This is a genomic window from Pseudomonas sp. GM18 (genome assembly GCF_000282195.1).
Taxonomy (GTDB): Bacteria; Pseudomonadota; Gammaproteobacteria; order Pseudomonadales; family Pseudomonadaceae; genus Aquipseudomonas.
On record NZ_AKJT01000092.1, the window covers coordinates 41,110 to 65,927 of the forward strand.

Consider the following 24,818-nt stretch of genomic DNA (forward strand, 5'->3'; position numbering starts at 1 on the left):
TAACACCTTCCACTGTATTGCACAGTGGAAGGTGGCTTGCAGCCTCAGTGCTGTTCGTCAGGCTTTTTCTTCAGCTTCGGGTTCGGGAAAAACTGCACGGCCTGAACCTTGGTGTCCGGCACCTTGAGTGCCGAGGTGTTAACCCGGGTGCCCAATTCCTTGGGCACCGACAGACCTTGTTCATTCAGCGTGTCGGAATAACCGCAGGCCACACACTCGCGATGTGGAACGGTATCTTCGTTCCACATCATCAACTTGTCCGGCTCGCTGCAAGCCGGGCAAACCGCCCCGGCGATAAAGCGTTTTTTGGTAATCACAGGTCCCTCACTCATGCTGCCGCGTCCTCGGTCAGGCCGCTATGGCGCAAGAGTGCGTCAATCGATGGCGCACGGCCACGGAAGTCGACGAACAGCACCATTGGCTCCTGAGAACCACCACGTGCCAGGATCGCTTCACGGAACGCACGACCGGTCTCGGCATTGAGCACGCCGTCTTCTTCGAATTTCGAGAAGGCATCGGCCGACAATACTTCAGCCCACTTGTAGCTGTAGTAACCCGCCGCGTAACCACCGGCGAAGATGTGGGCAAAGCTGTTGGGGAAACGGTTGTAGGCCGGCGGACGCATGACCGAAACCTCATCACGCACGCCTTCCAGCACTTGCAGTACGCTGCGGCCATCACCGTGAGTGGCGTGCAGCTCGAAGTCGAACAGCGAGAATTCCAGTTGGCGGACCATCATCAGGCCAGACTGGAAGTTCTTCGCCGCGAGCATTTTCTCCAGCAGATCCTGAGGCAGCGGTTCGCCGGTTTCGTAGTGACCGGAAATCAGTGCCAGACCTTCCGGCTCCCAGCACCAGTTTTCCATGAACTGGCTTGGCAGCTCGACCGCATCCCAGGCCACGCCGTTGATGCCGGACACACCAGCGTGCTCGACGCGGGTCAGCAGGTGGTGCAGGCCGTGACCGAACTCGTGGAACAGGGTGGTCACTTCGTCGTGGGTCAGCAGGGCTGGTTTACCGCTGTCGGCCGGGGTGAAGTTGCACACCAGGTTCGCCACCGGGCTTTGCAGCACGCCATTGATTGTGCGGCGATGATCGCGGGCGCCATCCATCCAGGCACCGCCACGCTTGTTGGCGCGGGCATAGAGGTCGAAGAAGAACCGGCCGACGTGCTGGCCGTTTTCCTTGATTTCGAACAGGCGAACGTCCGGGTGCCAGGTATCGAAGCCTTTCAGCTCGGCGATCTCGATGCCGTACAGGCGCTGGACGATAGCGAACAGCCCACCCAAAACCTTATCGATCGGGAAGTACGCGCGAAGGGTTTCCTGGGCAACGCTGTAGCGCTGCTCGCGGAGTTTTTCACCGTAGAAACCGCTGTCCCAGCTTTGCAGGTCCGGGCAACCCTGTTCGGCGGCGTAGGCCTTGAGCTGTTGCAGATCCTGGACGGCGAACGGTTTGCTGCGCTTGGCCAGGTCGCGCAGGAAACTCAGCACCTGATCGTTGGACTCGGCCATTTTGGTGGCCAGGCTCAGCTCCGAGAAGCTGGCGAAGCCCAACAGTTTTGCCAATTCCTGACGCAGGTCGAGGATTTCTTCCATGACCGGGCTGTTGTCATTCTGACCGGCATTCGGGCCTTGGTCCGACGCACGGGTGCAGTAGGCGGCGTAGACTTCTTCGCGCAGGGCGCGGTCCTGGGCGTAGGTCATCACCGCGTAGTAACTCGGGAATTCCAGGGTGATCAGCCAGCCGTCCAGGTCCTTGGCTTGCGCGGCGGCGGCCATTTGCGCCTTGGCCGACTCGGTCAGGCCGGCAAGGGCGGCTTCGTCGGTGATGTGCTTGGTCCAGGCCTGGGTGGCGTCGAGCAACTGGTTGGAGAAGCGGCTGCCCAGCTCCGACAGTTTGCTCTGCACGTCGGCGTAACGTTTTTGTTCGGCTTCAGGCAGGTCGATACCCGACAAACGGAAGTCACGCAGGGCGTGCTCCAGGATGGTTTTTTGCGCCACGTCGAAACCGGCGGCCTCAGGGCTGTTCGCCAGCGCTTCATAGGCCTGAAACAGTTCACGGTTCTGGCCCAGTTCGGTGGCATAGGCGCTCAGGGCCGGCAGGCAGGACTCGTAAGCCTCGCGCAATTCAGCGCTGTTGCACACGGCATTGAGGTGGCTGACCGGGCTCCAGGCGGCGCCCAGACGATCGTTGAGTTCGTCCATCGACAGCACCAGGCCGGCCCAGGTCGGTTGTTTGCCCTGGGTTTTGAGGATATCGACGATGGCGGTGCGGTTGTCAGCCAGGATTTTTTCAATGGCCGGTTGCACGTGTTCGGCACGGATCGCCGAGAACGGCGGCAGGTCGTAGGACTGCAGAAGAGGGTTGTTCACGCTCACGGTTGGCACCTTGGCTGGAAAACATGCGGGAAGAAACATGCGCCCATCTTAATTACAATCGACGCTCACCGCAGCTATCGGCAACAGAGAGAAACCCTATCGTGACCCTTCGCAAGTATCAGAACTACACGCCGCTGCTGGGCAAAGGCGCTTTTGTCGACGGCTCGGCGGTGGTGATCGGCGACGTTGAAATCGGCGAAGACAGCTCCGTCTGGCCGCTGACAGTGATTCGCGGCGACATGCACCGCATCCGGATCGGTGCGCGCACCAGCGTGCAGGACGGCTGCGTGTTGCACATCACTCACGCCGGGCCATTCAACCCCGATGGCTTTCCGCTGCTGATCGGCGACGATGTGACCATCGCGCATAAAGTCATGCTTCATGGTTGCGCCGTGGGCAACCGGATTCTGATCGGCATGGGCAGCATCGTCATGGACGGTGCGGTGGTCGAGGACGATGTGATCATCGGTGCTGGCAGCCTGGTGCCACCGGGCAAGCGTCTGGAAAGCGGTTTCCTTTATGTCGGGAGCCCGGTGAAACAGATCCGGCCGCTGACGGACAAGGAAAAAGCCTTTTTCACCTACAGCGCGGCGAACTACGTGAAGCTCAAGGACCTGCATCTGGCCGAAGGCTACGACCAGCTCTAAGCCTCTTGATAGCCTCTTGATAACGGAAAGCGTCTCGCTATTGCTCAGGAATTTCCATGCATTACCAAACCATACTGTTCGACCTCGATGGCACGCTGACCGACCCGCGCGAAGGCATCACCCGTTCCATCCAGTTCGCCCTGAGCAAGCTGGGCATCGATGAACCGGACCTGACCAGGCTCGAGCATTTCATCGGCCCGCCGTTATTGCAGGCGTTCATGCAGTTCTATGACTTCGACGAGCCCAAGGCCTGGGAAGCAGTGAATTTCTATCGTGAACGCTTCAAGGTCACCGGCCTGTATGAAAACCGCGTGTTCGACGGGGTTACACCGCTACTGGAAACCCTCGGTGGGCAAGGGCGACGACTGTACATCGCGACCTCCAAACCATGGGTTTTCGCCCGGGAAATTGCCCGGCACTTCGACTTCGCCAAGCATTTCAAGATGATTTACGGCAGTGAGCTGGATGGCACGCGGACCAACAAGGTCGAGCTGATTGCACACTTGATGGCCGAAGAAGGCCTCGACCCGGCCAGTACGCTGATGATCGGCGACCGTAAGCACGACCTGATCGGTGCTCGCAGCAATGGGCTGGACGCGGCAGCGGTGGGTTATGGGTTTGGTAGCCGGGAAGAGTTGAGCGCCGAAGCACCGGCGTATCACTTCGAGACGCTGGATGAGTTGCATCAGGCGTTTTTGCAGCGCTGATCAGTACGCCTTCGCGGGCAAGCCTCGAGAGCCTGACCTCGCCTCTGTAGGAGCGAGGCTTGCCCGCGAAGGGGCCTGTTCAGCCACCGGAACTCGCTGATACTGCCAACGCGCTCAACGCCGCCTTGCGCTCCCCAACCGGCAACTCGCCCAACTTCTCCACCGCTGCATAAAACCTCACCCAATCCCCATCGACCTGCCTGAACAGTGCGGCAAACGCCGGCACCCACTGGTCATACAAACCAAACGGCAGTAATCGGGCGTTGTTCATCGGGGCGTTGATCCACGCATCGTAGCGATTGTTGCCAGCCCATTGGCTGCTGCGCAGGGTCCTGTACTCACGGCGCAGTTGTTCGAACTCGGCCGCTTTTCGCTCACGCATTTGGTCGGCCGGCAGCGGCAGGGCGTAAAGCCGTTCAAGCCGGGTTCGGGTGTCCAGAATCAACTGGATGAACTGGTCGCGTTGGCGCACCAACGCTCCATCATCCGGCGGCAGGCTTCTGAATGCGCGCCATTGGCGAGTGCCTTCCTGCTCGACGAAGGTGGCGAAAGACTCGTTGAACTCGGTGTCGTCTTTCACATAAAAACGTTGATGGGCCAGTTCGTGGAAAATCAGTGTGGCCAACCGCTCGTCGCCCCAACCCATCATCGAGCTAATAATCGGATCGTTGAACCAACCGAGCGTCGAATAGGCCTCGACGCCGCCGATCGACACGTCCATACCTTGCAAGCGCTGCAGCGCGGCCTCACCGCGGGCAGCGCTCTGGCTGTAAAACCCGCGATAAGCGACGCAGCCGGCGACGGGGAAGCAATGGTTCTGCGGTTTCAGCGAAAACTCCGGCGTGGCGAAGACATTCCAGACTACAAACGGTCGGCCGATGTCGGCGTACAAGCGGTAGCTCTGATTGTCCGGCAGATGCAGGTGTTGGCTGGCGAACGTTCGGGCCTTTTGTGACTGGGCCAGGTGCGCACGCAATTGCCGATCGCGGTCGGGGTCGGCAATCACGCTGGCAACCGGCTCCCGTGCCCACAGCAGATGCAGCTGACCACTGGCCAATTGGCCGTAATAGCTGACGCTCGCGCAGCCGTTGAGCAGCAAAAGAATCACACCCGGAAACAAAATGCGTAAAACGCGATCAAGTAACCCAAGGCTTGGACGCGGCCTGATCAAAATAAAAAAATCCCTGGAAAGTCTGCCCGCAAGACTATCCCGCCTATTGGAGCTCCGCTATGCGCAAATTGATGCTGACGGGAGGCCTGCTGATGCTGGCCGGTTGTGCCGGATTGCCTACTCCTGATCCTTCGCAGGCCTGGATCGATCTGGATTCAGGGCAGGAAGACACCGCGTTGCAAGCGCTGGAAGTCGATAACAAGGCTTCCATCGACAAGCGCTACTTCCAGGTGCAGCCCGGCAGCCATGAGCTGAAGGTTCGCTACTTGTTCGCGGTCCAGCCGACCAACATTGGCCCCGACGCCGAGCCGTTGTGGCGCGACTGTCAGTTGAATGTGAAATTCAAGGACTTCAACGCCGGGCAGCGGTATCAGCTGCAAGCGGGGAATATCGGCTTTCGGCCGTGGGCAAAGCTCTATGACCAGCAGCGAAAAGTGATTGGGCAGGGTAAGCCAGCGGGCTGCCAACGCACCTGATCGGCGCTATGCTGAATGACCAGTCCTTGGGATATTCATCATGCGCAGGTTGTTGCTGTTGCTCGCCGCAGGTGCCTTTGTCGGCTGCACGAGTCCGTTGCCGGCGGTCGATCCGCAGATGGCCTGGGTCGACTTCGCTACGCCGAGCCCCGGCGGGAAACTACTGATGGCTGAACGGCTGGACAACCAGCGGTTGCGCGATGGTCGTTACTTCCAGGTCACCCCGGGTAGCCATGAGCTGAGAGTGCGTTTCGATTTTGAAGTATTTAGCGGAGGATTGGGCTTGATGAACGCTCCGCTCGAGCGGTTGTGCTACCTGACCATCAATTACGACCATTTCGAAGCCGGCCAGCGTTATCTGCTGGAAGCTCGCTCCCTGGGGTTCACCCCCAGCGCCCGGCTGTATAACGCCAAGCGGGAGATCGTCGCCGAAGATCGGCTGACCAACTGCGTCATGTGAGGCGAATCAACTGTCATTTTTTTGGTAGATGATTTTCTTCGTGCCGTTTTCGCACGTGCCGACCACCATGTTCTGATCGTGCACTTCGTCGTTGGTGACGATTTCCAGGGTGTAGGACGAGACATTATTGGCCTGGATCTTGGCTTCGATCTCGGCCTTGAGTTCCTCACAGGGTTTCTGTTGAGCGAGGGCCGATGTGGCCAGCGTGCAACAGATAACCGCCAAGGCAAAACGTTTCATGGTTGAAGCTCCCTTGAGGCAGCGCGCACGGTGATGCGCTAAAGCTGCTGTCATTTATTCGACCACAATTACGCCAGCCAGGTTTTGTTTCAACGCAAAAAAATCGCAAGCTGCGCCAGCCCCTATATGAGTCGAGTGACCTGTAGGAGCTGGCGCAGCCTGCGATCTTTTATCGCGTCAACCCTGGTTTAGCTGACCAACGTCGCATCCAGGCTGATTTTCGCATTCAGCACCTTGGACACCGGGCAGCCTTCTTTGGCCTTGTTGCTCAGTTCCTCGAATTGCGCCTGGGTCGCCCCGGGGATTTTCGCCTTGAGGATCAGTTTTACCGCGGTGATTGCAAAGCCGCCGTCCACCTGGTCCAGGGTGACTTCGGCGTTGGTGTCGATGCTGTCGGCCTTGAGGCCGGCCTCACCGAGAATCATTGAAAACGCCATGGAGAAACAGCCAGCGTGGGCCGCGCCAATCAACTCCTCTGGATTGGTGCCCTTACCGCCTTCGAAACGGGCCTTGAAGCCGTAGGGCGCTTCTCTGAGTACACCGGTTTCCGTGGAAATCGAGCCGATACCGGTCTTCAGATCACCTTCCCAATGAGCCGATGCTTTCTTTGTGATAGCCATGTCTGCCTCCTCAAGATCCGGCGCGAACCGTCACGCCTTAGTGGTTTTCAGTTACCAGGGTTCTGAGGATAGACCGTCAGGCAAAGTTCACCTCATCCGATCAGGCCTCTCATTGCACAGGAATTTTGTCTCTTCTATTGAAACTCGGGTATATGCCCTCATTGCATAGGACACGCTTATAGCCTCGGCAGGTTTTCGTTGATGAAAAAACCTGCTTACCCATTGGAGAAGCAGGTTTATGAAACGACTGTCTGAGATCAAGTTTTCGACCCTCGATCTGGTGCCCGTGCGCGAGAACGGCAGTGCGGCCCAGTCTCTGCGCAATTCCCTGGACCTGGCGCAGCATGTCGAAAAATTCGGCTACAACCGCTTTTGGGTCGCCGAACACCACAATATGGACGGGATTGCGAGTTCGGCGACCTCGGTCCTGCTGGGCTATCTGGCCGGCGGTACTTCGACCATTCGTGTCGGTTCGGGTGGCGTGATGCTGCCCAACCACGCGCCACTGGTGATCGCCGAGCAGTTCGGCACCCTCGAAAGTCTGTATCCGGGGCGGATCGACCTGGGCCTGGGGCGCGCGCCCGGCTCCGATCAAATGACTGCCCGCGCCTTGCGTCGTGAGCGCTCCGGCAGCGCCGATGATTTCCCGGAAGACGTGGCCGAACTGGTGCGCTACCTCGGCCCACGCACGCCGGATCAGCGGATCATTGCCATGCCGGGTACCGGCACCAATGTCCCGGTCTGGTTGCTGGGTTCGAGCCTGTTCAGTGCGCAGCTGGCCGGTGAGCGCGGTCTGCCCTACGCCTTCGCTTCACATTTCGCACCGCGCTTCATGCATGAAGCGATTCGCGTCTATCGCAACCACTTCAAGCCTTCAGCGGTGTTGGATAAGCCTTACGTGATGCTCGGTGTGCCGCTGGTGGCGGCAGACACCGACGAGCAGGCCGATTACCTGGCCACTTCGGTGTACCAGCGGATTCTCGCGTTGATGCGTGGCCAGAGCCTGGTGCAACGTCCACCCGTGAAGACCATGGACGGCCTGTGGCTGCCCCATGAGAAAGAAGCGGTCGGTGATTTCCTGGGGCTGGCCATGGTCGGCAGCCCGCAGAAAATCCGCGCCAAGCTTGAGGTGCTGATCGAACAGACCCAGGCGGATGAACTGATTTTCACCTGTGACCTGTACGAACATGCCGATCGCGTGCACTCCTATGAACTGCTGGCGCAGGTCATGAAGGGCTGACGCTCAAGTGGCACCCACAAAAAAGCCGACGCCATTGCGTCGGCTTTTTCATTTTTAAGGGAGGTCAGCCTTGCTTGTAAACGATTACCTTGGAGCCCTTCTCACATTTTCCGACGACTTTCCCACCGGCAGCGGTGCCTTTGTCGACAATCTCCAGTGAGTAATTGGAAACACCCTTGGCGTCCAGTTTCGCTGCGATTTCGGCTTTCAGCTCTTCGCATGACTTGACCTGGGCAAAGGCTGTTCCCGCAAGGCTCAACAAACCTATCGCCAAAATAAACTTCTTCATGGGTTGCACTCCCTGGTCGGATCAATAGAGGGAGGGCATCCAGCCACCGACCGGATGCGCTCACCCTGTAGCGCTTTGCCGTTTCCTATGGCATTCGGCCGGCGCGCAAGTTCAGAAGACTGGCTCAAACTCAGCTGCTGGCAATCCGGAATCCGACTTTGAGCGTCACCTGGAAGTGTGCAGCTTTGCCGTCCTTGATATGCCCGCGGGTTTCGGTCACTTCAAACCACTCCATGTACTTGAGGCTTTTGTTGGCTTCGGCCAGGGCATTGTTGATGGCGTCTTCAATGCTGCTGGTGGACGAGCCGACCAGTTCGACTTTCTTGTAGGTGTGATGGTCAGTCATGGCGTTCTCCTTGAGGTGTGAAATACAGCCTAGCAGTGATTTTTCTTATTTCTTCTGTCGACCAATCCGCAGTGACGTTCAGATTTACTGCACTTTCTCGAACCCCTGAAGTCCCAACCAACACACGTCACTCATCAACAATGCAGGAGAGCCATCATGGCCAACACGTCGTTACGCAACGCCTCATTGCAAAGCATGGAAGCCGAGATCGAGAGTCTGTTGAAATCGTTGGAAAACCTGAAGGACGACGCCTCGGACGAGTCGCGTAGAACCCTCAAGACGCTGAAAAGCAACGCCGAGAACGCGTTGAAACACTCACGCCATCTGCTCGCCGATGCCTATGAAGAGGTTAAGGTCAAAACCCGTGAAACCGGGATCGCGACTCGTGACTACGCCCAGGAGCACCCTTGGACTACAGCCGGTGTTGCCGTTGGTGCATTGGGCTTGCTCGCGGCCTACTTATTGTTCAAGCGCGGTCATTAAGGTGTCTGGCGCAGTTCGTTTTTAAGCCACTGTGCCAACTGCCGAGCGCGCCCGTCCGCGGCGCGCTTGGGGAGCCACAACGCCAGTTGCGCCGGGGTTTCACGGAAACCCCATGGCGCAACCAGGCGACCGGACTTCACGTCTTCGGCCACCAATGGCTCTGGCGCGATGGCCACGCCCAGCCCGGCCACTGCCGCTTCCAGCAAATAATACAAATGCTCGAAGCCCTGGCCGTATTTCAGTGCCTTGTCGTCGAGGCCGCTTTGCTGTGCCCAGCTCGGCCAGGCTTGCGGACGTGAGGTGGTGTGCAGCAAGGGTTCGCTCAACAGTGTGCTTGCCGGTGCGTCTCGTAGCCTTTCGTAACCGGCAAATCGCGGGCTCATGACCGGACCGATTCGTTCGCTGGCCAATTCGTAGACCTGCATATCCGCCGGCCATGGCGGCTCGGCAAACACCAGCAGGGCATCCAGACCGGGCCGTCGTGGATCGAGATCGCCTTCGCCAGCCGACAGGTGCAAGCGCAGATCCGGCAGGTCTGCATTGAGCCGCCCCAAACGCGGAATGAACCAGCGCGCCAAAAGACTGCCCGAGCAGCCGAGCACGAATGGCGCATCGGCGGTGCTTTGGGTCAACTCGGCGCAAACGCTGCGCAAACGCTCGAAGGCTTCGCCGCTGGCATCGCGCAAACGAACGCCGGCATCTGTGAGTTTAAGGCCGCGTCCATCCTTGATGAACAGGCTCACGCCGAGGTGTTCTTCCAGCACCTTGAGTTGCCGGCTGACCGCGCCATGGGTGACGTGCAGCTGTTCGGCAGCCTGACTGACGCTGTTCAGGCGGGCAGTGGCTTCGAAGGCGCGAAGCGCGTTCAGCGGGGGGAGGTCATGGCTCATGGGATCTGTGAGTTTTCCTGACAGGTTGCGGCGATCTTATCGGTTTTCAGCGTGGGATGTCAGGGGTAGAGTGAACCCCATCGTCACCTCTCGAATACAACTGGAGCGACCCATGACCCAGACTAATCTGCGCAACGGCCCCGACGCCAACGGCCTGTTTGGCGCGTTCGGTGGCCGCTACGTCGCCGAAACCCTGATGCCGTTGATCCTCGATCTGGCCCGCGAATACGAAGCGGCCAAGGAAGATCCGGCATTCAAAGAAGAATTGGCCTACTTCCAGCGTGATTACGTCGGACGTCCAAGCCCACTGTATTTCGCCGAGCGCCTGACAGAGTTCTGCGGCGGCGCGAAGATTTACCTCAAGCGCGAAGAGCTGAACCACACCGGCGCGCACAAGATCAACAACTGCATCGGCCAGATCCTGCTGGCGCGGCGCATGGGCAAGAAACGCATCATTGCCGAGACCGGCGCCGGCATGCACGGCGTGGCGACCGCCACCGTGGCCGCGCGTTTCGGCCTCGATTGCGTGATCTACATGGGCACCACCGACATCGAGCGCCAGCAGGCCAACGTGTTTCGCATGAAGCTGCTGGGCGCCGAAGTGATCCCGGTGGTCGCTGGCACCGGCACCCTTAAAGACGCAATGAACGAAGCCCTGCGTGACTGGGTGACCAACGTCGACAGCACCTTTTACCTGATCGGCACCGTGGCCGGTCCGCACCCGTACCCGGCCATGGTTCGCGACTTCCAGGCCGTTATCGGCAAGGAAACCCGTGAGCAGTTGCAAGCCCAGGAAGGCCGTCTGCCAGACAGCCTGGTGGCGTGCATCGGCGGTGGTTCCAATGCGATGGGCCTGTTCCATCCGTTCCTCGATGACAAGAGCGTCGAGATCATCGGCGTCGAAGCGGCCGGTTACGGTATTGAAACCGGCAAGCACGCGGCCAGCCTGAACGGCGGCGTACCAGGCGTGCTGCACGGCAACCGTACGTTCCTGTTGCAGGATGATGATGGCCAGATCATTGACGCGCACTCGATTTCAGCCGGTCTCGACTATCCAGGCATCGGCCCGGAACACGCCTGGTTGCATGACATCGGCCGCGTCCAGTACACCTCGGTGACCGACGACGAAGCCCTCGACGCATTCCATAAATGCTGCCGCCTGGAAGGGATTATTCCTGCACTGGAAAGCGCCCATGCCCTGGCCGAAGTGTTCAAGCGCGCACCGACCCTGCCGAAAGATCACCTGATGGTGGTCAACCTGTCCGGCCGTGGCGACAAAGACATGCAAACCGTGATGCACCACATGGAAAACTCTCAACAAGTGCAGTCCAAGCAGGAGAAACACTGATGAGCCGCCTGCAAACGCGTTTTGCCGAACTCAAGGAACAGAACCGCGCCGCCCTGGTGACCTTCGTGACCGCTGGCGACCCAAGCTATGACACGTCCCTGGCGATCCTCAAAGGCTTGCCCGGTGCTGGCGCTGACGTGATCGAGTTGGGCATGCCCTTCACCGATCCGATGGCCGACGGCCCGGCAATCCAGTTGGCCAACATCCGTGCCTTGGGCGCCAAACAGAACCTGGCGAAAACCCTGCAAATGGTTCGCGAGTTCCGTGAAGGCAACAGCGAGACTCCGCTGGTGCTGATGGGCTACTTCAACCCGATTCACATGTACGGCGTGCCACGTTTCATTGCCGAAGCCAAAGAAGCCGGTGTCGATGGCCTGATCGTGGTCGACATGCCGCCGGAACATAACGCTGAATTGTGCGACCCGGCACAGGCGGCGGGCCTGGACTTTATCCGTCTGACCACTCCGACGACTGACGACGGGCGTTTGCCGACTGTTCTGAACGGCAGTTCCGGATTTGTTTACTACGTGTCGGTGGCGGGTGTGACCGGTGCGGGCGCGGCGACTCTGGAACATGTCGAAGAAGCTGTCACCCGTCTGCGTCGCCATACCGATCTGCCGATCAGCATCGGCTTCGGTATTCGTACACCGGAACAGGCAGCGTCCATCGCGCGTCTGGCCGATGGTGTGGTGGTGGGGTCGGCGCTGATCGATCACATCGCCAATGCCTCAACCCCGGATCAGGCTGTAGAGGGCGTACTCAGCCTGTGTGCGGCCTTGTCCGACGGCGTGCGTAAAGCGCGGGTCAGCTAAAGGTAAAGTTCCTGATACAGAGGAATTAGCGCCTCGCGGCACAGACTAAACAGCAAGACCGAGGGCTTCAGGACTACGTTCTGAAGCCCTTTTTGCTTTCAGGGCAACTCCAACCCGCCCGCAGCCTTGTGCAACTTCCTCAAATGTTCGCCAACCTGTTTCAGGTTCTCTTCGTTGGCGGCCATTTCAGCAGCGCGGCTTGGTTCGAGCAGCGCTCGCACTTCCTTGTCGAGGTCCCCGGTCAGCACTTGAAGCTGCTTCTGACGCAGGTTGCTTTCCGACTCCAGGCGTGTCCACTCGTTCGGCTGCGGCAAACCATAGCCACCGGTGCCGAGCAGTTCGGCCGGACGGCTGAGGAAGCCGCTGTTGGCGAGAATCTGCTGCAAGGTCGCGTTGGCTTTATCCATGCCGCTGTTGTTCAATTCCCGAGCGCCCAGGTAGCGCTGTTTGACTTCGTCCTGGGCCAACACTAATTGTTGGCGGAAGCTCGCCTGCTCCAGCAACAGCAATGCCGCGCTGGTGCGCAGGTCCGCCTGGTCTATCCATTTGCGGCGCTCATCAGCTTTCAATGCCAGCCAGTCTTCGACCTTTTCCTGCTTGATCGGCAAATGCTTTTTCAGCACTTCGAACATCGCTTGATAACGCTCGCGGAAGGAGTCGAAGCGATAGCCCAGGCGTAACGCTTCGCGAGGGTCGTCGAGCACGCTGGTATCCGCCAGTCCGCGGCCCTTGAGCACTTCCAGCAAGCCGTTGGGCATGATGCTGTCGAGCCCTGTCAGCTGGGCATTATTGCTGCCACTGCGCAGCAGTTTCAGGCTTTCCACGGCGCAGTTGTTGGACAGGAAGAAGTAATTGCCGTCGTAACTCCAGTGCATCTCGGCGGCGTGTTCCACCACGTCTGCGATCTCGCTGCGCGACAGGTTCAGCGGCACCGAGGCCAGGCTGCGCAGTTCGGTCTTGGTGTATTCGTCGATCACCTGGGCCAGCGGCAATACAAACAGGCGCGATGGGTATTTGCCCACCAGCCCATCCCAACTCGACAACTGTACGTCACCGACGAAGGCGCGGTAGGACAGCACCAGATGTTGATCCAGATCGAGGCGGCAATCCGGTCCGCGAGGCCGACCGGGCGCGCAGATCACCAGTCGCAGCATGCTGTGACCCCAGCGGCTGACCCAGTTCTGGTTGGCTTCTGCCAGCAGATAGTCGACGGCATACACCCGTTCCGGATCGACCTGGCCCAAGGGTTGTTTGGCGAAATCGTTACCCGCATTGAGGAAGGCGAACGATTGGGCGCACGTGTCTTTGGCGGCGGGCGCCCAGCCGAAGTGTTCTTTGTAGTAGCGATACAGCGCAGGGCGACGGCAGGCATAGCTTGGGTCGAGGAGGAAGTACTCCATGTTGACCGCGACGAACTCCTTCGGGCTGCTTGTCTCGTAGATGTCCGGGCTGCGGGCAATCTGCCGGTTGTGCTGTTCGCGCTCACCGCGCCGACCGACGTATTGCGGCCAGCCGGCCAGATCGAGCAGGCGAGGGTCGTCGCTGAGGGTCCAGCGTCGGTCGCTCTGTCCGCGGCACTGATCCGGGATGCCAATCAGCCCGGAGCTGCTGTTACGTTGTGTGCAGCGCTGGATCAGTGTGCGCTCGGCGTCCGGCCACAGGCGTGCGCGGTCGTAGATGTGGGTGAGCTCGTGCAACACCGTGGCGAGCATTTCCTGGCGCACGGTGCCGTGGGGACGATAGGTTTTTTTGGTCGCGGCGCTGCCGTCTGTGAGGCTGGCGAGCAGCTTGCGATTCAGGTCGAGCTCGGACACCAGTGATGCCTGGCCATAGGCATTGCTCGGCATGTTGTCGGTCCAGCCGACATCGATGTGCCGGTCCAGCTGCTCGATGAAGCGTGGCGGCAACGCCTGCATGGCTTCATCGAGCAGCGCCTGACTGGCCTGCTGTTGCGCGGGGTTCAGGCCGTCGGTCTTGAGCCGTAATTGCAGGCCGGCCTGAGCCGTGTTGCCAAGCAGCAACACAGCCCCGGCCAGCAGCCAGGCGCTTAGTGATTTCACAGTGCGAGGATGGCTTCGGCGAGAACCTGATCACTGGCGTCGCGGGCTTCCGGTACGCGGGTGCGCAAGGTCTCGAAGGCCGCTTCCAGGTGTGCACCACGGATTTCACCCTCGCTGGCGACGAAACTGGCCGCATCGTCGTGGGCTTCACGGACGATCTTCGAATCGCGGATGGACGTGGTGGTATCGGAAGTGAAATCAAGTGTGCGCTGGGAGGCACGAATGATCATGTTACTGGTGGCTACCAGGGTGTGCGCCTGGGCCATGTCGGCCAACAACAGCAGGCCAAGGGTGGCAGCAATCAGCGGGCTACGCATGGAGTGACTCCGGAGAAACAAGGATAACTATTGGACGAGAATTGCCTGTGCCAGTTCAAGGTCGCTGGCATGAAGTTTTGGCTGGGTCCGGCGCAGATAGATCAAGGCCGATTCCAGTTGTGCTCCTCGCAGTTGGCCGTCACTGGCGATGAACGCTGCAGCGTCATCCCGGGCGGCGATCAGTAGTTTATGGTCGAAGGGGGCGGAGGTCACCATGCTGGTGGCGTAACCACTGGCTACGGTGCCTTGTGTAGACAGGTTGAAAGCGTCGAATGCATGGGCCGAACCCGACCAGCAGGCCGCGAGAAAAACCGGAGTGATCAACAGACCTGAAAGAAAACGCATGAGGCTCGATAGCTGAAAGCGAACCCCAAGGCTAGCGTAATGCCCGGGCTAGAGCCAGCGCTGAAGCATTGGGACACGACGAGCGTGTCCCGGTTCGGCGCGGTTGCTTAGATCGTCAGGATGGCCTGAGCCAGCTGTGCGTCGGTTGAATTCAGTTGCGGAGCCTGTTGGCGGATATGGTCGAGTGCGCTTTCCAGCTTCACGCCACGGATGGCACCTTCACTGGCAACGAAACTGGCTGCGTCGTCACGGGCAGCACGGACGATTTTGTCGTCGCGAAAGGAGGACGAGACATCCGAAGTCGCGTCGGAGGAAGCCTTCAGGCCATTAACGATGGAGTCGGTGGTTACGATAAAACTGCTGGCGTGGGCATTGGCAGCCATGGCAAGCAGGGCGGCAGCGCTGAGCAGACGAAGACGGGACATGAGTAGCTCCTTTGGATAGACCGATAGAGAGGTGGCACAGGATCAGACGCCTGTCGTCTTAAAGCGTTCGCCACGTTCTGTCCGGATATTAGGCTTGAGCACATCGGTTAGAACAGTCCCGTCTGTTGCGCAGGCAAGCGCAGACACACTCGGATTAAACTGTACCGGTAATATGTTGTGTATCTAAAAACTGTACCTATTGGTGGTTTTCTCTTCTGTACGACTCAATATGAAGCCCAAAACGACAAAACCCGTCGTGGTTTCCCACGACGGGTTTTGTTTGTTCAATTCGGGTTGCTGGCGGTGGACCCGGTGGGTCAGAGCCAGCGACGCTAACTTAGCGCCAGAACGGCTTGCTCAGCTCTTCGTAGCGTTGTGCTTCGCTAATCCCGGCGTCAGCCAGCAGACGCGAATCCAGACGAGCCAGTTGATGGCGGCTGGAGATGCGGCGCTGCCACAGCATCAGGTTGGCGATAACGCGCAAAGGCATGGAAGCCTGGGTTTTTGCAGCAGTGTCTTCGAAGAACAGCTCGGAACTGAGTGTACGTTCCATGGTTGACATCCTTCCGCTTATGGCGGGATTAGGTAGTGGTTTAACTTTGACTGATGCCAATGATCCTCTCGTTTGGCCAGTCTCTGTAGATACAGTTCACCTGTATTGTGAGAGACCAGTTAACTGTTAAACGGTGGTGTACTGGTCTAAATTGAGGCAACTGTACCTATCAGCACCAATATGGTGCATTTTTAAGCATTTTGCTGAAAAGGGTAGGCAATTACGGTAGGAAAAGACCGGTACAGCAGTACAGTTTTTGGTTGAAAAGAATGCTGCAACAGCGAGCTGACGAAACTGTGTTTGCGTCAGCTGCTATCTGTATCAATTACACCGCCAGCATGCGCCCGGTTTCTTCCAGGTTCATGTGCCAGCTCAGTGCGTTGCGCAGGATATGCGGCGTGTGCCCGCCGACTGCGCAAGCAGCAGTGAAGTAGTCATTCAGGGCTGGGCGATAGTCCGGGTGAACACAGTTGTCGATGATGACGCGGGCTCGTTCACGCGGCGCCAGGCCACGGAGGTCGGCCAGGCCGATCTCGGTCACGAGAATGTCGACGTCATGTTCTGTGTGATCGACGTGGCTGACCATGGGGACCACGCTGGAAATCGCGCCGCCCTTGGCGATCGACTTGGTGACAAAGATCGCCAGGTGCGCATTGCGCGCGAAGTCGCCCGAGCCGCCGATGCCATTCATCATCCGCGTGCCGCAGACGTGGGTGGAGTTGACGTTGCCGTACAGGTCGAACTCCAGCGCGGTGTTGATGCCGATGATGCCCAGGCGCCGCACCACTTCGGGGTGATTGGAGATTTCCTGGGGGCGCAGCACCAGCTTGTTCTTATAGTGCTCCAGATTTCCGAATACATCGGCATTGCGCCGACTCGACAGAGTGATCGAACTGCCCGAAGCAAAGCTCAGCTTGCCGGCGTCGATCAAATCAAAAGTCGAATCCTGCAGCACTTCGGAGTACATGGTCAGGTCTTCGAATGGCGAGTCGATCAAACCGCACATCACCGCGTTGGCGATGCTGCCGATACCGGCTTGCAGCGGGCCGAGCTTGTTGGTCATGCGCCCTGCAGCCACTTCTTGCTTGAAGAAGTCGATCAGGTGGTCGGCGATGGCTTGGGTGTCCACATCCGGCGGCAGCACAGTAGAGGGCGAGTCGGATTGATTAGTGATCACGATCGCGACGATTTTTTCCGGTGGTATCGGGATGGCGGTGCTGCCGATGCGGTCATCGACCTTCACCAGTGGAATAGGCGTGCGGGTCGGCCGGTAGGTAGGGATATAGATGTCGTGCAAGCCTTCGAGATTCGGGTTGTGCGCCAGATTGATCTCGACGATCACGTGTTTGGCGAAAATCGCGAAGCTGGCCGAGTTGCCCACCGAGGTGGTCGGCACGATATGGCCCTGCTCGGTGATAGCCACGGCTTCGATCACCGCGATGTCCGGCAGCTTGAGTTGCTGGTTACGCAGCTGCTCCACGGTTTCCGACAGGTGCTGGTCGATGAACATGACTTCGCCGGCATTGATCGCCTTGCGTAGGGTGCTGTCCACCTGGAACGGCATCCGTCGCGACAGTACACCGGCTTCAGTCAGCTGTTTGTCGAGGTCGTTGCCCAGGCTGGCGCCGGTCATCAAGCTTATTTTCAGCGGCGTGACCTTGGCGCGCTCGGCCAGTGCATGAGGCACGGCCTTGGCTTCGCCGGCTCGGGTAAAGCCGCTCATGCCGACGGTCATGCCGTCCTGAATCAGAGCGGCAGCGTCGGCGGCGCTCATTACCTTGTCCAACAATGAAGGCAAGCGAATACGGTCACGGTACATGATTGTTATCTCGGGCAACGGAAGCAAGATGCGCAGTCTAGTGAATTCGAGCGGTGCCCGTCCCGCTACCAAGGTCGCATTCGAGGCGTCTATTCCGGTGCTTTCAGGCAAAACACCTTTACAGGATCGGTAACAGACGCAAACAAAAACGCCCCGACGAGTCGGGGCGTTCAGGTGGCCGAAGGGTTTTACTCGACGGCTTTAACCATGTCTTCGATGACTTTCTTGGCGTCGCCGAAAACCATCATGGTCTTGTCCAGATAGAACAGCTCGTTGTCGAGACCGGCATAGCCGCTGGCCATCGAGCGCTTGTTGACGATGATGGTCTTGGCCTTGAACGCTTCGAGAATCGGCATGCCGGCAATCGGCGATTTCGGGTCGTTCTTGGCCGCCGGGTTCACCACGTCGTTGGCGCCGAGCACCAGCACCACGTCGGCCTGGCCGAACTCGGAGTTGATGTCTTCCATCTCGAACACCTGGTCGTAAGGCACTTCGGCCTCGGCCAGCAATACGTTCATGTGGCCGGGCATCCGGCCGGCAACCGGGTGAATCGCATACTTCACGGTCACGCCACGGTGGCTCAGTTTCTCGGTCAGCTCTTTCAAGGCGTGCTGCGCGCGAGCCACTGCCAGGCCATAACCTGGAACGATGATCACGGTATCGGCGTTGGTCAGCAGGAAGGTGGCGTCATCGGCCGAACCGGATTTCACCGGGCGGGCTTCTTTGGAGCCCGCCGGGCCAGCGTCCGCGGTGTTGCCGAAACCGCCGAGCAACACGTTGAAGAACGAACGGTTCATCGCCTTGCACATGATGTACGAGAGGATCGCACCGCTTGAGCCCACCAGCGAGCCGGCAATGATCAGCATCGAGTTGTTCAGCGAGAAGCCGATACCCGCTGCTGCCCAGCCGGAGTAGCTGTTGAGCATCGACACCACGACGGGCATGTCGGCGCCGCCGATCGGGATGATGATCAGCACGCCCATCACGAAGGCCAGGATCAGCATCAGCGCAAAGGCGCTGAAGTTGCCGGTCAGCATGAAGGTGACGCCCAGAGCCAGCGTGGCCAGGCCCAGCAGCAGGTTCAGTTTGTGCTGACCACTGAACTGTACTGGTGCGCCCTGGAACAGGCGGAACTTGTACTTGCCCGACAACTTGCCAAACGCGATCACCGAACCGGAGAAGGTGATGGCGCCGATGGCTGCGCCGAGGAACAGCTCCAGACGGTTACCTGCCGGAATCGAATCGCCCAGCTGTTTAACGATGCCCAGCGACTGCGGCTCGACGACGGCAGCAATTGCGATAAATACCGCTGCCAGACCGATCATGCTGTGCATGAAGGCGACCAGCTCCGGCATCTTGGTCATTTCAACGCGCTTGGCCATGATCGAACCGGCGGTGCCGCCGACCAGCAGACCGACGATGACGTAGCCGATGCCGGCGGTAGCCAGCTCTGCCCCTAGCTTATAAATGAGGCCGACCGTGGTGATGATCGCCAGGGCCATGCCGAGCATGCCGTACACGTTGCCGCGCCGCGACGTGGTCGGGTGCGACAGGCCTTTGAGGGCCTGGATGAAGCAGATCGACGCGATCAGGTACAGCGTCGTTACCAGATTCATGCTCATTACTTGGGCGCCTCTTCTTGTACGGCTTTCGGGGCTTTTTTCTTGAACATCTCAAGCATGCGACGGGTGACCAGGAAACCACCGAACACGTTCACGGCCGCCAGAGCCACTGCCAGGGTGCCCATGGTTTTGCCCAGTGGCGTTACGGTCAAGGCGGCTGCCAGCATCGCGCCAACGATCACAATTGCCGAAATGGCGTTGGTCACTGCCATCAACGGCGTGTGCAGTGCAGGTGTAACGTTCCAGACCACGTGATAACCGACATAAATCGCCAGCACGAAGATGATCAGGTTGTAGATACCGGGGGAGATAAGCTCTTCCATCGTCTGAATCCCTGCTTAGGCGTTTTTGCGGATGACTTGGCCGTCGCGGCACATCAGGCACGCGGCGACGATGTCGTCTTCTAGGTTCACTTCGAACTGGCCTTCCTTGTTGAAGACCAGCTTCAGGAAGTCCAGCAGGTTGCGTGCGTACAGCGCCGAAGCGTCTGCCGCCACCGCACCGGCCAGGTTGGTCGGGCCGACAATGGTCACGCCATTCGAGACCACGACCTGATCCGCCACGGTCAGCGGGCAGTTGCCGCCCTGGGCTGCGGCGAGGTCGATAACCACCGAGCCTGGCTTCATCTGCGCCACGGTTTCGGCGCTGAGCAGCGTCGGCGCCTTGCGGCCCGGGATCAGTGCGGTGGTGATGACGATGTCGGCCTGCTTGGCGCGTTCGTGTACCGCCAGGGCCTGACGCTGCATCCAGCTGGCCGGCATGGGGCGCGCATAACCTCCGACACCGACGGCGCATTCGCGCTCTTCATCGGTTTCGTACGGCACGTCGACGAATTTCGCACCCAGGGATTCAATTTGCTCCTTCACCGCAGGACGCACATCGGACGCTTCGATCACGGCACCCAGACGTTTTGCCGTGGCAATCGCCTGCAAACCGGCCACGCCGGCACCGAGAATCAGGACGCGCGCCGCTTTCACGGTACCCGCGGCGGTCATCAGCATCGGCATGAAGCGTGGGTAGTAGTGAGCGGCCAGCAGTACGGATTTATAACCGGCGATGTTCGCCTGGGAGGACAGCACATCCAGGCTCTGGGCGCGGGAGGTGCGTGGCGCAGCTTCCAGCGCAAATGCGGTAATGCCGCATTCGGCCAGTTTGGCGATGGTTTCATTGCTGAACGGGTTGAGCATGCCCACCACGACGGTGCCGCTCTTGATCAGCGTCAGTTCGCTGTCGCTGGGGGCGACCACCTTGAGAATCAGCTCGGCACCAAACGCATCGTTGGCGCTGCCGATAGTTGCGCCTGCCGCTTCATAAGCACTGTCGACAACGCTGGCGTTAATGCCGGCGCCGCTTTGAACAGTGACCTTATGACCCTGGCCGATCAGCTTCTTGATGGTTTCCGGGGTTGCAGCAACCCGTGTTTCACCCGTCTGGGTTTCGAGAGGAACACCAATGTGCACGTCAAATCTCCTGCGTGATCTTATTGAGTAAACCCAGGCACTTCGGATGGTGCGGCTGGGGCGGCCGATCAGCACGATCCCGCCAAATCAGGGCGGGGCGCGGCATTTTGCAGGCGAACTTTGTGCCCTTCAAGGGATTATGACGGGTGACGGAAAATTAACTACAAGTCACCCCGTGACCGAATGTCGCACCTTTCCGTTAAATCCCTTGTAGGCCGTGGCCTCTAAGGATTTTTGCCAAAATTCAAGAATTTACACATCCGCACGGTGAATAGGTTGTCATTGCTTGCCAATAGAGGCTCAAAGCCACGTACTCAAACGCTTGTGGGACGTTTGTGCTGTTTGTCGGTACAGTCTGTCAATATGCGACAAATACTTATATCTGTAGTGCTTTCAGTTTGCTGACTACGCAGTCAACTAATGGGTGTGCGCCTTTATTCTTCTAGGTTGTAGCTATGTGCCTGATTCACCAGCCAGTCGCGAAATGCCTTCAAAGAGGCGGATTCGACCTTTCGATCAGGAATCATCAGGTAGTAGGCCTTGATGCTCGATAGTGCTTGAGCATTGGCAATGACCAGACGCTTCTCCGCCAACTCGCGCTGAATCAGAAATGGCGGAATCAGCGCGATCCCCATGTCATGCATCGCCGCTTGGGCGAGCATGGAGAATAGCTCGTAACGCGGTCCTGTCATGTCTCGCGGGACATTCAGGTTCTGGGAGTTGAACCATTGGCGCCAGGCATAAGGGCGGGTGGTCTGTTGCAGCAAGGGCAATTCGGCGATTTCACCGGGGCTCAGGTTGGTTTTTTGGCCCAGCAGCGTGGGGCTGCACACCGGCATCGGATTCTCGCCCATTAGCCTGTGGGACTCGGTACCCGGCCAGTCGGCGTCGCCGAAATAAATGGCGGCATCGAAGTCGGTGTCGGCAAACAGGAAGGGGCGCGTACGGTTGGTGAGGTTGACCGTCACCTCTGGATGTTTGTGCTGGAAGTCCTTGAGTCGTGGCAGCAGCCATTGAGTGCCGAAGGTCGGAACCACCGCCAGTTCGATCGCGTTGGCGCCTTGCTGGCCCATCACTGACAAGGTGTCTCGTTCAACCGCGTCGAGTTGGGTGGCCACCCTGCGGCTGTAGGAAATCCCGGCCTCTGTCAGTTTCACTCCGCGCCGCGAGCGTCGGAACAGTTCGACATTGAGGAACTCCTCGAGGCTGGCGATCTGTCGGCAAATCGCTCCCTGAGTGAGAGAAAGCTCTTGGGCGGCCTTGGTAAAGCTCTCGTGGCGCGCTGCCGCTTCAAAGCTGATCAAGGCTGTTGTGCTGGGGATCTTCCTGCGCATGTACGTCAACCTCACTAATGCATCGCATAAAGTCGATTCTGCGACATTTCGAAGTGAGAAATTAGCACAACAGTATGCAAAATCCTCGTTTGCCGGGCCGACGAACCCAGCCTAGGATCAACCCACGTTATTTGACCCGATTCGAGAGGACTCACTCATGGGCGGTAAAGCTAGCTTCAACTGGATCGATCCCCTGCTGCTGGATCAACAGCTCACTGAAGAAGAGCGCATGATTCGCGACACGGCCGAGCAATTCGCTCAGCAGAAGCTCGCACCGCGTGTTCTCGAAGCTTTCCGTCATGAGAAGACTGACCCGGCGATCTTCCGTGAGATGGGTGAAGTAGGTCTGCTGGGTGCGACCATCCCTGAGCAATACGGTGGCAGCGGCCTGAACTACGTCAGCTACGGCCTGATTGCCCGTGAGGTCGAGCGTGTCGACTCCGGCTATCGCTCGATGATGAGCGTGCAGTCCTCGCTGGTCATGGTTCCGATCAATGAATTCGGTACCGAAGCACAGAAGCAGAAATACCTGCCGAAGCTGGCCACGGGTGAATGGATTGGTTGCTTCGGTCTGACCGAGCCCGACCACGGTTCCGACCCGGGCGCGATGATTACCCGTGCACGCAAAGTGGAAGGTGGCTACAGCCTCACCGGCAGCAAGATGTGGATCACCAACAGCCCGATCGCTGATGTATTCGTAGTTTGGGCCAAGGACGATGCGGGCGATATTCGCGGCTTTGTATTGGAGAAGGGCTGGAAAGGGCTGAGCGCCCCGGCGATTCATGGCAAGGTTGGCTTGCGTGCATCTATCACCGGCGAGATCGTCATGGACAACGTGTTTGTTCCTGAAGAGAACATCTTCCCGGATGTCCGTGGTTTGAAGGGCCCTTTTACCTGCCTCAACTCGGCGCGTTACGGCATTTCCTGGGGCGCGCTGGGCGCTGCCGAGTTCTGCTGGCACACCGCTCGTCAGTACACCCTGGATCGTCAGCAGTTTGGTCGTCCATTGGCGGCCACTCAGTTGATCCAGAAGAAGCTGGCCGACATGCAGACCGAAATCACTCTGGCGCTGCAAGGCTGCCTGCGTCTGGGACGTATGAAAGATGAAGGTACTGCCGCGGTCGAGATCACTTCGATGATGAAGCGCAACTCCTGCGGTAAATCCCTCGATATCGCTCGCATGGCTCGCGACATGCTGGGGGGCAACGGTATCTCCGATGAGTTCGGTGTGGCTCGCCACTTGGTCAACCTGGAAGTGGTGAATACCTATGAAGGTACGCATGACGTCCACGCGCTGATCCTCGGTCGCGCGCAGACCGGCATCCAGGCGTTCTATTAATAGGAGAACGGCCATGGGCGCGCTTTCGCATCTACGGGTACTGGATTTATCGCGGGTACTTGCCGGGCCTTGGGCCGGGCAGATCCTTGCGGACCTTGGCGCTGACGTCATCAAGGTCGAGCGCCCGGGCAATGGCGATGACACGCGCGCCTGGGGGCCTCCGTTCCTTAAAGACGCTTATGGCGAGAACACCAGCGAGGCGGCCTATTACTTGTCCGCCAACCGCAACAAGCAATCGGTGACCATCGACTTCACGCGGCCAGAGGGGCAGCAGCTGGTGCGTGAGTTGGCGGCGAAGTCGGACATCCTCATCGAGAACTTCAAGGTCGGTGGTCTTGCGGCGTATGGGCTGGACTACGAGTCGCTCAAGGTGGCCAATCCGAAGCTGATCTATTGCTCGATCACCGGGTTCGGTCAGACCGGCCCGTATGCCAAGCGTGCGGGTTATGACTTCATGATCCAGGGCTTGGGCGGTCTGATGAGTTTGACCGGTCGCCCCGAAGGTGATGAAGGTGCAGGCCCGGTGAAAGTCGGCGTGGCGCTGACAGATATCTTGACTGGGCTCTATTCAACGGTAGCGATCCTGGCTGCGCTGGCTCATCGGGATCATGGCGGTGGCGGTCAGCATATTGATATGGCATTGCTGGATGTTCAGGTGGCTTGTTTGGCCAACCAGGCGATGAACTATCTGACTACAGGCATTGCGCCTAAGCGCCTGGGCAACGCCCACCCGAATATCGTGCCCTATCAGGACTTTCCTACAGCCGATGGCGACTTCATTCTCACGGTGGGTAACGATGGGCAGTTCCGCAAATTTGCGGAGGTGGCCGGGCAGCCGCAGTGGGCGGATGATCCGCGTTTCGCGACCAATAAGTTAAGGGTGGCAAATCGGGCGGTGCTGATTCCACTGATTCGCCAGGCGACCGTGTTCAAGACCACTGCTGAATGGGTGATGCAGTTGGAGCAGGCAGGCGTGCCGTGTGGGCCGATCAATGATCTGGCCCAGGTGTTTGCCGATCCTCAGGTTCAGGCTCGTAGATTGGCTATTGAGCTGCCTCATGCTTTGGCCGGGATCGTACCGCAAGTTGCGAGCCCGATACGCCTGTCCGAGACGCCAGTGGAGTACCGTAGCGCACCTCCTTTATTGGGTGAGCACACGCTGGAGGTTCTGCAGCGGGTATTGGGTCTGGATGCCGGCGCAGTCGCTGCTCTCAAAGAGGCGGGGGTGCTCTGAAGTCCTCTTCTATATAGAGGGAGTGGTTTTGCTCTCCTGTATAGAAGGAAAGCGGGCGATTTTTCGGCTTTCTGCAACCTATTGATAGAAAAGCCAAATTAGAGGTTGACGGCAGATTCTGGACGTCTATAATTCGCCCCACCTCCGGCGCAGTCGAAACGGAAAACTCCTTGGTAAACAACGAGTTACGCAGTTTTCGAC

28 protein-coding genes are annotated in these 24,818 nt (G+C 58.8%); 10 read left to right on the plus strand and 18 right to left on the minus strand.

Annotated elements, in window-relative coordinates; genetic code table 11:
- Positions 1-44: 44 nt before the first annotated feature.
- Together PMI21_RS05805 and prlC are read right to left on the minus strand one after the other, a co-directional pair.
- A complete protein-coding gene (locus PMI21_RS05805) occupies positions 45-332 on the minus strand; it encodes a YheV family putative zinc ribbon protein (protein ID WP_007940734.1) in 288 nt (95 codons plus the stop codon).
- Complete coding sequence (gene prlC / locus PMI21_RS05800) at positions 329-2,419, minus strand: oligopeptidase A (RefSeq protein WP_177318305.1); 2,091 nt, start codon at positions 2,417-2,419, stop codon at positions 329-331. Before prlC ends, PMI21_RS05805 begins: the two co-directional genes overlap by 4 nt.
- Positions 2,420-2,481: 62 nt before the next feature.
- Here prlC and PMI21_RS05795 point away from each other — a divergent pair, with 62 nt between their 5' ends.
- Both PMI21_RS05795 and PMI21_RS05790 read left to right on the plus strand, forming a co-directional pair.
- The gene (locus PMI21_RS05795; protein ID WP_007940736.1) at positions 2,482-3,027 is read left to right on the plus strand and encodes a gamma carbonic anhydrase family protein; all 546 of its coding nucleotides are present in this window, start codon (positions 2,482-2,484) and stop codon (positions 3,025-3,027) included.
- A gap of 56 nt (positions 3,028-3,083) precedes the next feature.
- Entirely contained in the window at positions 3,084-3,734 is a 651-nt protein-coding gene (locus PMI21_RS05790) for an HAD family hydrolase (protein WP_007940737.1), read from the plus strand.
- Between the two features lie 79 nt (positions 3,735-3,813).
- Here PMI21_RS05790 and PMI21_RS05785 read toward each other — a convergent pair whose 3' ends face one another.
- Entirely contained in the window at positions 3,814-4,905 is a 1,092-nt protein-coding gene (locus PMI21_RS05785; RefSeq protein ID WP_007940738.1) for an aminopeptidase, read from the minus strand.
- A gap of 59 nt (positions 4,906-4,964) precedes the next feature.
- On the opposite strand from PMI21_RS05785, the gene PMI21_RS05780 reads away from it, so the two are divergent.
- Both PMI21_RS05780 and PMI21_RS05775 read left to right on the plus strand, forming a co-directional pair.
- Positions 4,965-5,381: a PA0061/PA0062 family lipoprotein gene (locus PMI21_RS05780; RefSeq protein ID WP_007940739.1), complete on the plus strand. Its 417-nt coding sequence runs from the start codon at positions 4,965-4,967 to the stop codon at positions 5,379-5,381.
- Between the two features lie 40 nt (positions 5,382-5,421).
- Positions 5,422-5,841, plus strand: coding sequence for a PA0061/PA0062 family lipoprotein (locus PMI21_RS05775; RefSeq protein WP_007940740.1), 420 nt, complete (start codon positions 5,422-5,424; stop codon positions 5,839-5,841).
- Between the two features lie 6 nt (positions 5,842-5,847).
- Here the strand turns inward: PMI21_RS05775 and PMI21_RS05770 are convergent, their stop codons facing one another.
- A complete protein-coding gene (locus PMI21_RS05770; protein ID WP_007940741.1) occupies positions 5,848-6,081 on the minus strand; it encodes a DUF1161 domain-containing protein in 234 nt (77 codons plus the stop codon).
- Between the two features lie 188 nt (positions 6,082-6,269).
- The gene (locus PMI21_RS05765; protein WP_007940742.1) at positions 6,270-6,701 is read right to left on the minus strand and encodes an OsmC family protein; all 432 of its coding nucleotides are present in this window, start codon (positions 6,699-6,701) and stop codon (positions 6,270-6,272) included.
- A 238-nt stretch (positions 6,702-6,939) separates the two neighbouring features.
- Between PMI21_RS05765 and PMI21_RS05760 the strand changes: the two genes are divergently transcribed.
- Positions 6,940-7,941: an LLM class flavin-dependent oxidoreductase gene (locus PMI21_RS05760; RefSeq protein ID WP_007940743.1), complete on the plus strand. Its 1,002-nt coding sequence runs from the start codon at positions 6,940-6,942 to the stop codon at positions 7,939-7,941.
- A gap of 64 nt (positions 7,942-8,005) precedes the next feature.
- Here PMI21_RS05760 and PMI21_RS05755 read toward each other — a convergent pair whose 3' ends face one another.
- Together PMI21_RS05755 and PMI21_RS05750 are read right to left on the minus strand one after the other, a co-directional pair.
- On the minus strand, positions 8,006-8,230 hold the full coding sequence (locus PMI21_RS05755; RefSeq protein ID WP_007940745.1) for a DUF1161 domain-containing protein: 225 nt from the start codon (positions 8,228-8,230) through the stop codon (positions 8,006-8,008).
- A 130-nt stretch (positions 8,231-8,360) separates the two neighbouring features.
- Complete coding sequence (locus tag PMI21_RS05750) at positions 8,361-8,576, minus strand: dodecin (RefSeq protein ID WP_007940746.1); 216 nt, start codon at positions 8,574-8,576, stop codon at positions 8,361-8,363.
- 156 nt (positions 8,577-8,732) lie between these two features.
- Between PMI21_RS05750 and PMI21_RS05745 the strand changes: the two genes are divergently transcribed.
- Positions 8,733-9,059 (plus strand): DUF883 family protein, encoded by a 327-nt coding sequence (locus PMI21_RS05745; RefSeq protein ID WP_007940747.1) that lies wholly within the window; start codon positions 8,733-8,735, stop codon positions 9,057-9,059.
- On the opposite strand, the gene PMI21_RS05740 is transcribed toward PMI21_RS05745, so the two are convergent.
- Entirely contained in the window at positions 9,056-9,949 is an 894-nt protein-coding gene (locus PMI21_RS05740; protein ID WP_007940748.1) for a LysR family transcriptional regulator, read from the minus strand. The two genes, PMI21_RS05745 and PMI21_RS05740, sit on opposite strands and share 4 nt — an antisense overlap.
- A gap of 112 nt (positions 9,950-10,061) precedes the next feature.
- Between PMI21_RS05740 and trpB the strand changes: the two genes are divergently transcribed.
- Both trpB and trpA read left to right on the plus strand, forming a co-directional pair.
- Positions 10,062-11,297, plus strand: coding sequence for a tryptophan synthase subunit beta (gene trpB, locus PMI21_RS05735; RefSeq protein WP_007940749.1), 1,236 nt, complete (start codon positions 10,062-10,064; stop codon positions 11,295-11,297).
- Positions 11,297-12,109 carry a tryptophan synthase subunit alpha gene (gene trpA / locus PMI21_RS05730; protein WP_007940751.1) on the plus strand — a complete coding sequence of 271 codons (813 nt, stop codon included), beginning with the start codon at positions 11,297-11,299 and terminating at the stop codon, positions 12,107-12,109. The genes trpB and trpA overlap by 1 nt, the downstream gene beginning before the upstream one ends.
- A gap of 98 nt (positions 12,110-12,207) precedes the next feature.
- On the opposite strand, the gene PMI21_RS05725 is transcribed toward trpA, so the two are convergent.
- The 10 genes from PMI21_RS05725 to PMI21_RS05680 all read right to left on the minus strand — a co-directional run bounded on the left by PMI21_RS05725 (position 12,208) and on the right by PMI21_RS05680 (position 22,044).
- Positions 12,208-14,169, minus strand: coding sequence for a DUF7844 domain-containing protein (locus tag PMI21_RS05725; RefSeq protein WP_007940752.1), 1,962 nt, complete (start codon positions 14,167-14,169; stop codon positions 12,208-12,210).
- Positions 14,166-14,486, minus strand: a complete 321-nt coding sequence (locus tag PMI21_RS05720) for a DUF2388 domain-containing protein (protein WP_007940753.1) — start codon at positions 14,484-14,486, stop codon at positions 14,166-14,168. The genes PMI21_RS05725 and PMI21_RS05720 overlap by 4 nt, the downstream gene beginning before the upstream one ends.
- Positions 14,487-14,513: 27 nt before the next feature.
- Positions 14,514-14,831: a DUF2388 domain-containing protein gene (locus tag PMI21_RS05715; protein WP_007940754.1), complete on the minus strand. Its 318-nt coding sequence runs from the start codon at positions 14,829-14,831 to the stop codon at positions 14,514-14,516.
- A gap of 107 nt (positions 14,832-14,938) precedes the next feature.
- Entirely contained in the window at positions 14,939-15,256 is a 318-nt protein-coding gene (locus tag PMI21_RS05710; RefSeq protein WP_007940755.1) for a DUF2388 domain-containing protein, read from the minus strand.
- 337 nt (positions 15,257-15,593) lie between these two features.
- A complete protein-coding gene (locus PMI21_RS05705) occupies positions 15,594-15,809 on the minus strand; it encodes a DUF1127 domain-containing protein (RefSeq protein WP_007902752.1) in 216 nt (71 codons plus the stop codon).
- A gap of 325 nt (positions 15,810-16,134) precedes the next feature.
- Positions 16,135-17,628 carry an acetyl-CoA hydrolase/transferase family protein gene (locus PMI21_RS05700; RefSeq protein WP_007940756.1) on the minus strand — a complete coding sequence of 498 codons (1,494 nt, stop codon included), beginning with the start codon at positions 17,626-17,628 and terminating at the stop codon, positions 16,135-16,137.
- A 188-nt stretch (positions 17,629-17,816) separates the two neighbouring features.
- Positions 17,817-19,250 (minus strand): NAD(P)(+) transhydrogenase (Re/Si-specific) subunit beta, encoded by a 1,434-nt coding sequence (locus PMI21_RS05695; RefSeq protein WP_007940757.1) that lies wholly within the window; start codon positions 19,248-19,250, stop codon positions 17,817-17,819.
- Positions 19,250-19,573 carry an NAD(P) transhydrogenase subunit alpha gene (locus tag PMI21_RS05690; RefSeq protein WP_007940759.1) on the minus strand — a complete coding sequence of 108 codons (324 nt, stop codon included), beginning with the start codon at positions 19,571-19,573 and terminating at the stop codon, positions 19,250-19,252. The genes PMI21_RS05695 and PMI21_RS05690 overlap by 1 nt, the downstream gene beginning before the upstream one ends.
- A gap of 15 nt (positions 19,574-19,588) precedes the next feature.
- Positions 19,589-20,710: a Re/Si-specific NAD(P)(+) transhydrogenase subunit alpha gene (locus PMI21_RS05685; RefSeq protein ID WP_007940761.1), complete on the minus strand. Its 1,122-nt coding sequence runs from the start codon at positions 20,708-20,710 to the stop codon at positions 19,589-19,591.
- 434 nt (positions 20,711-21,144) lie between these two features.
- Complete coding sequence (locus PMI21_RS05680; RefSeq protein ID WP_007940762.1) at positions 21,145-22,044, minus strand: LysR family transcriptional regulator; 900 nt, start codon at positions 22,042-22,044, stop codon at positions 21,145-21,147.
- Positions 22,045-22,201: 157 nt separating this feature from the next.
- Here PMI21_RS05680 and PMI21_RS05675 point away from each other — a divergent pair, with 157 nt between their 5' ends.
- Together PMI21_RS05675 and PMI21_RS05670 are read left to right on the plus strand one after the other, a co-directional pair.
- A complete protein-coding gene (locus PMI21_RS05675; protein WP_007940763.1) occupies positions 22,202-23,383 on the plus strand; it encodes an acyl-CoA dehydrogenase in 1,182 nt (393 codons plus the stop codon).
- 13 nt (positions 23,384-23,396) lie between these two features.
- Positions 23,397-24,617: a CaiB/BaiF CoA transferase family protein gene (locus PMI21_RS05670; RefSeq protein WP_007940764.1), complete on the plus strand. Its 1,221-nt coding sequence runs from the start codon at positions 23,397-23,399 to the stop codon at positions 24,615-24,617.
- Positions 24,618-24,818 lie beyond the last annotated feature (201 nt).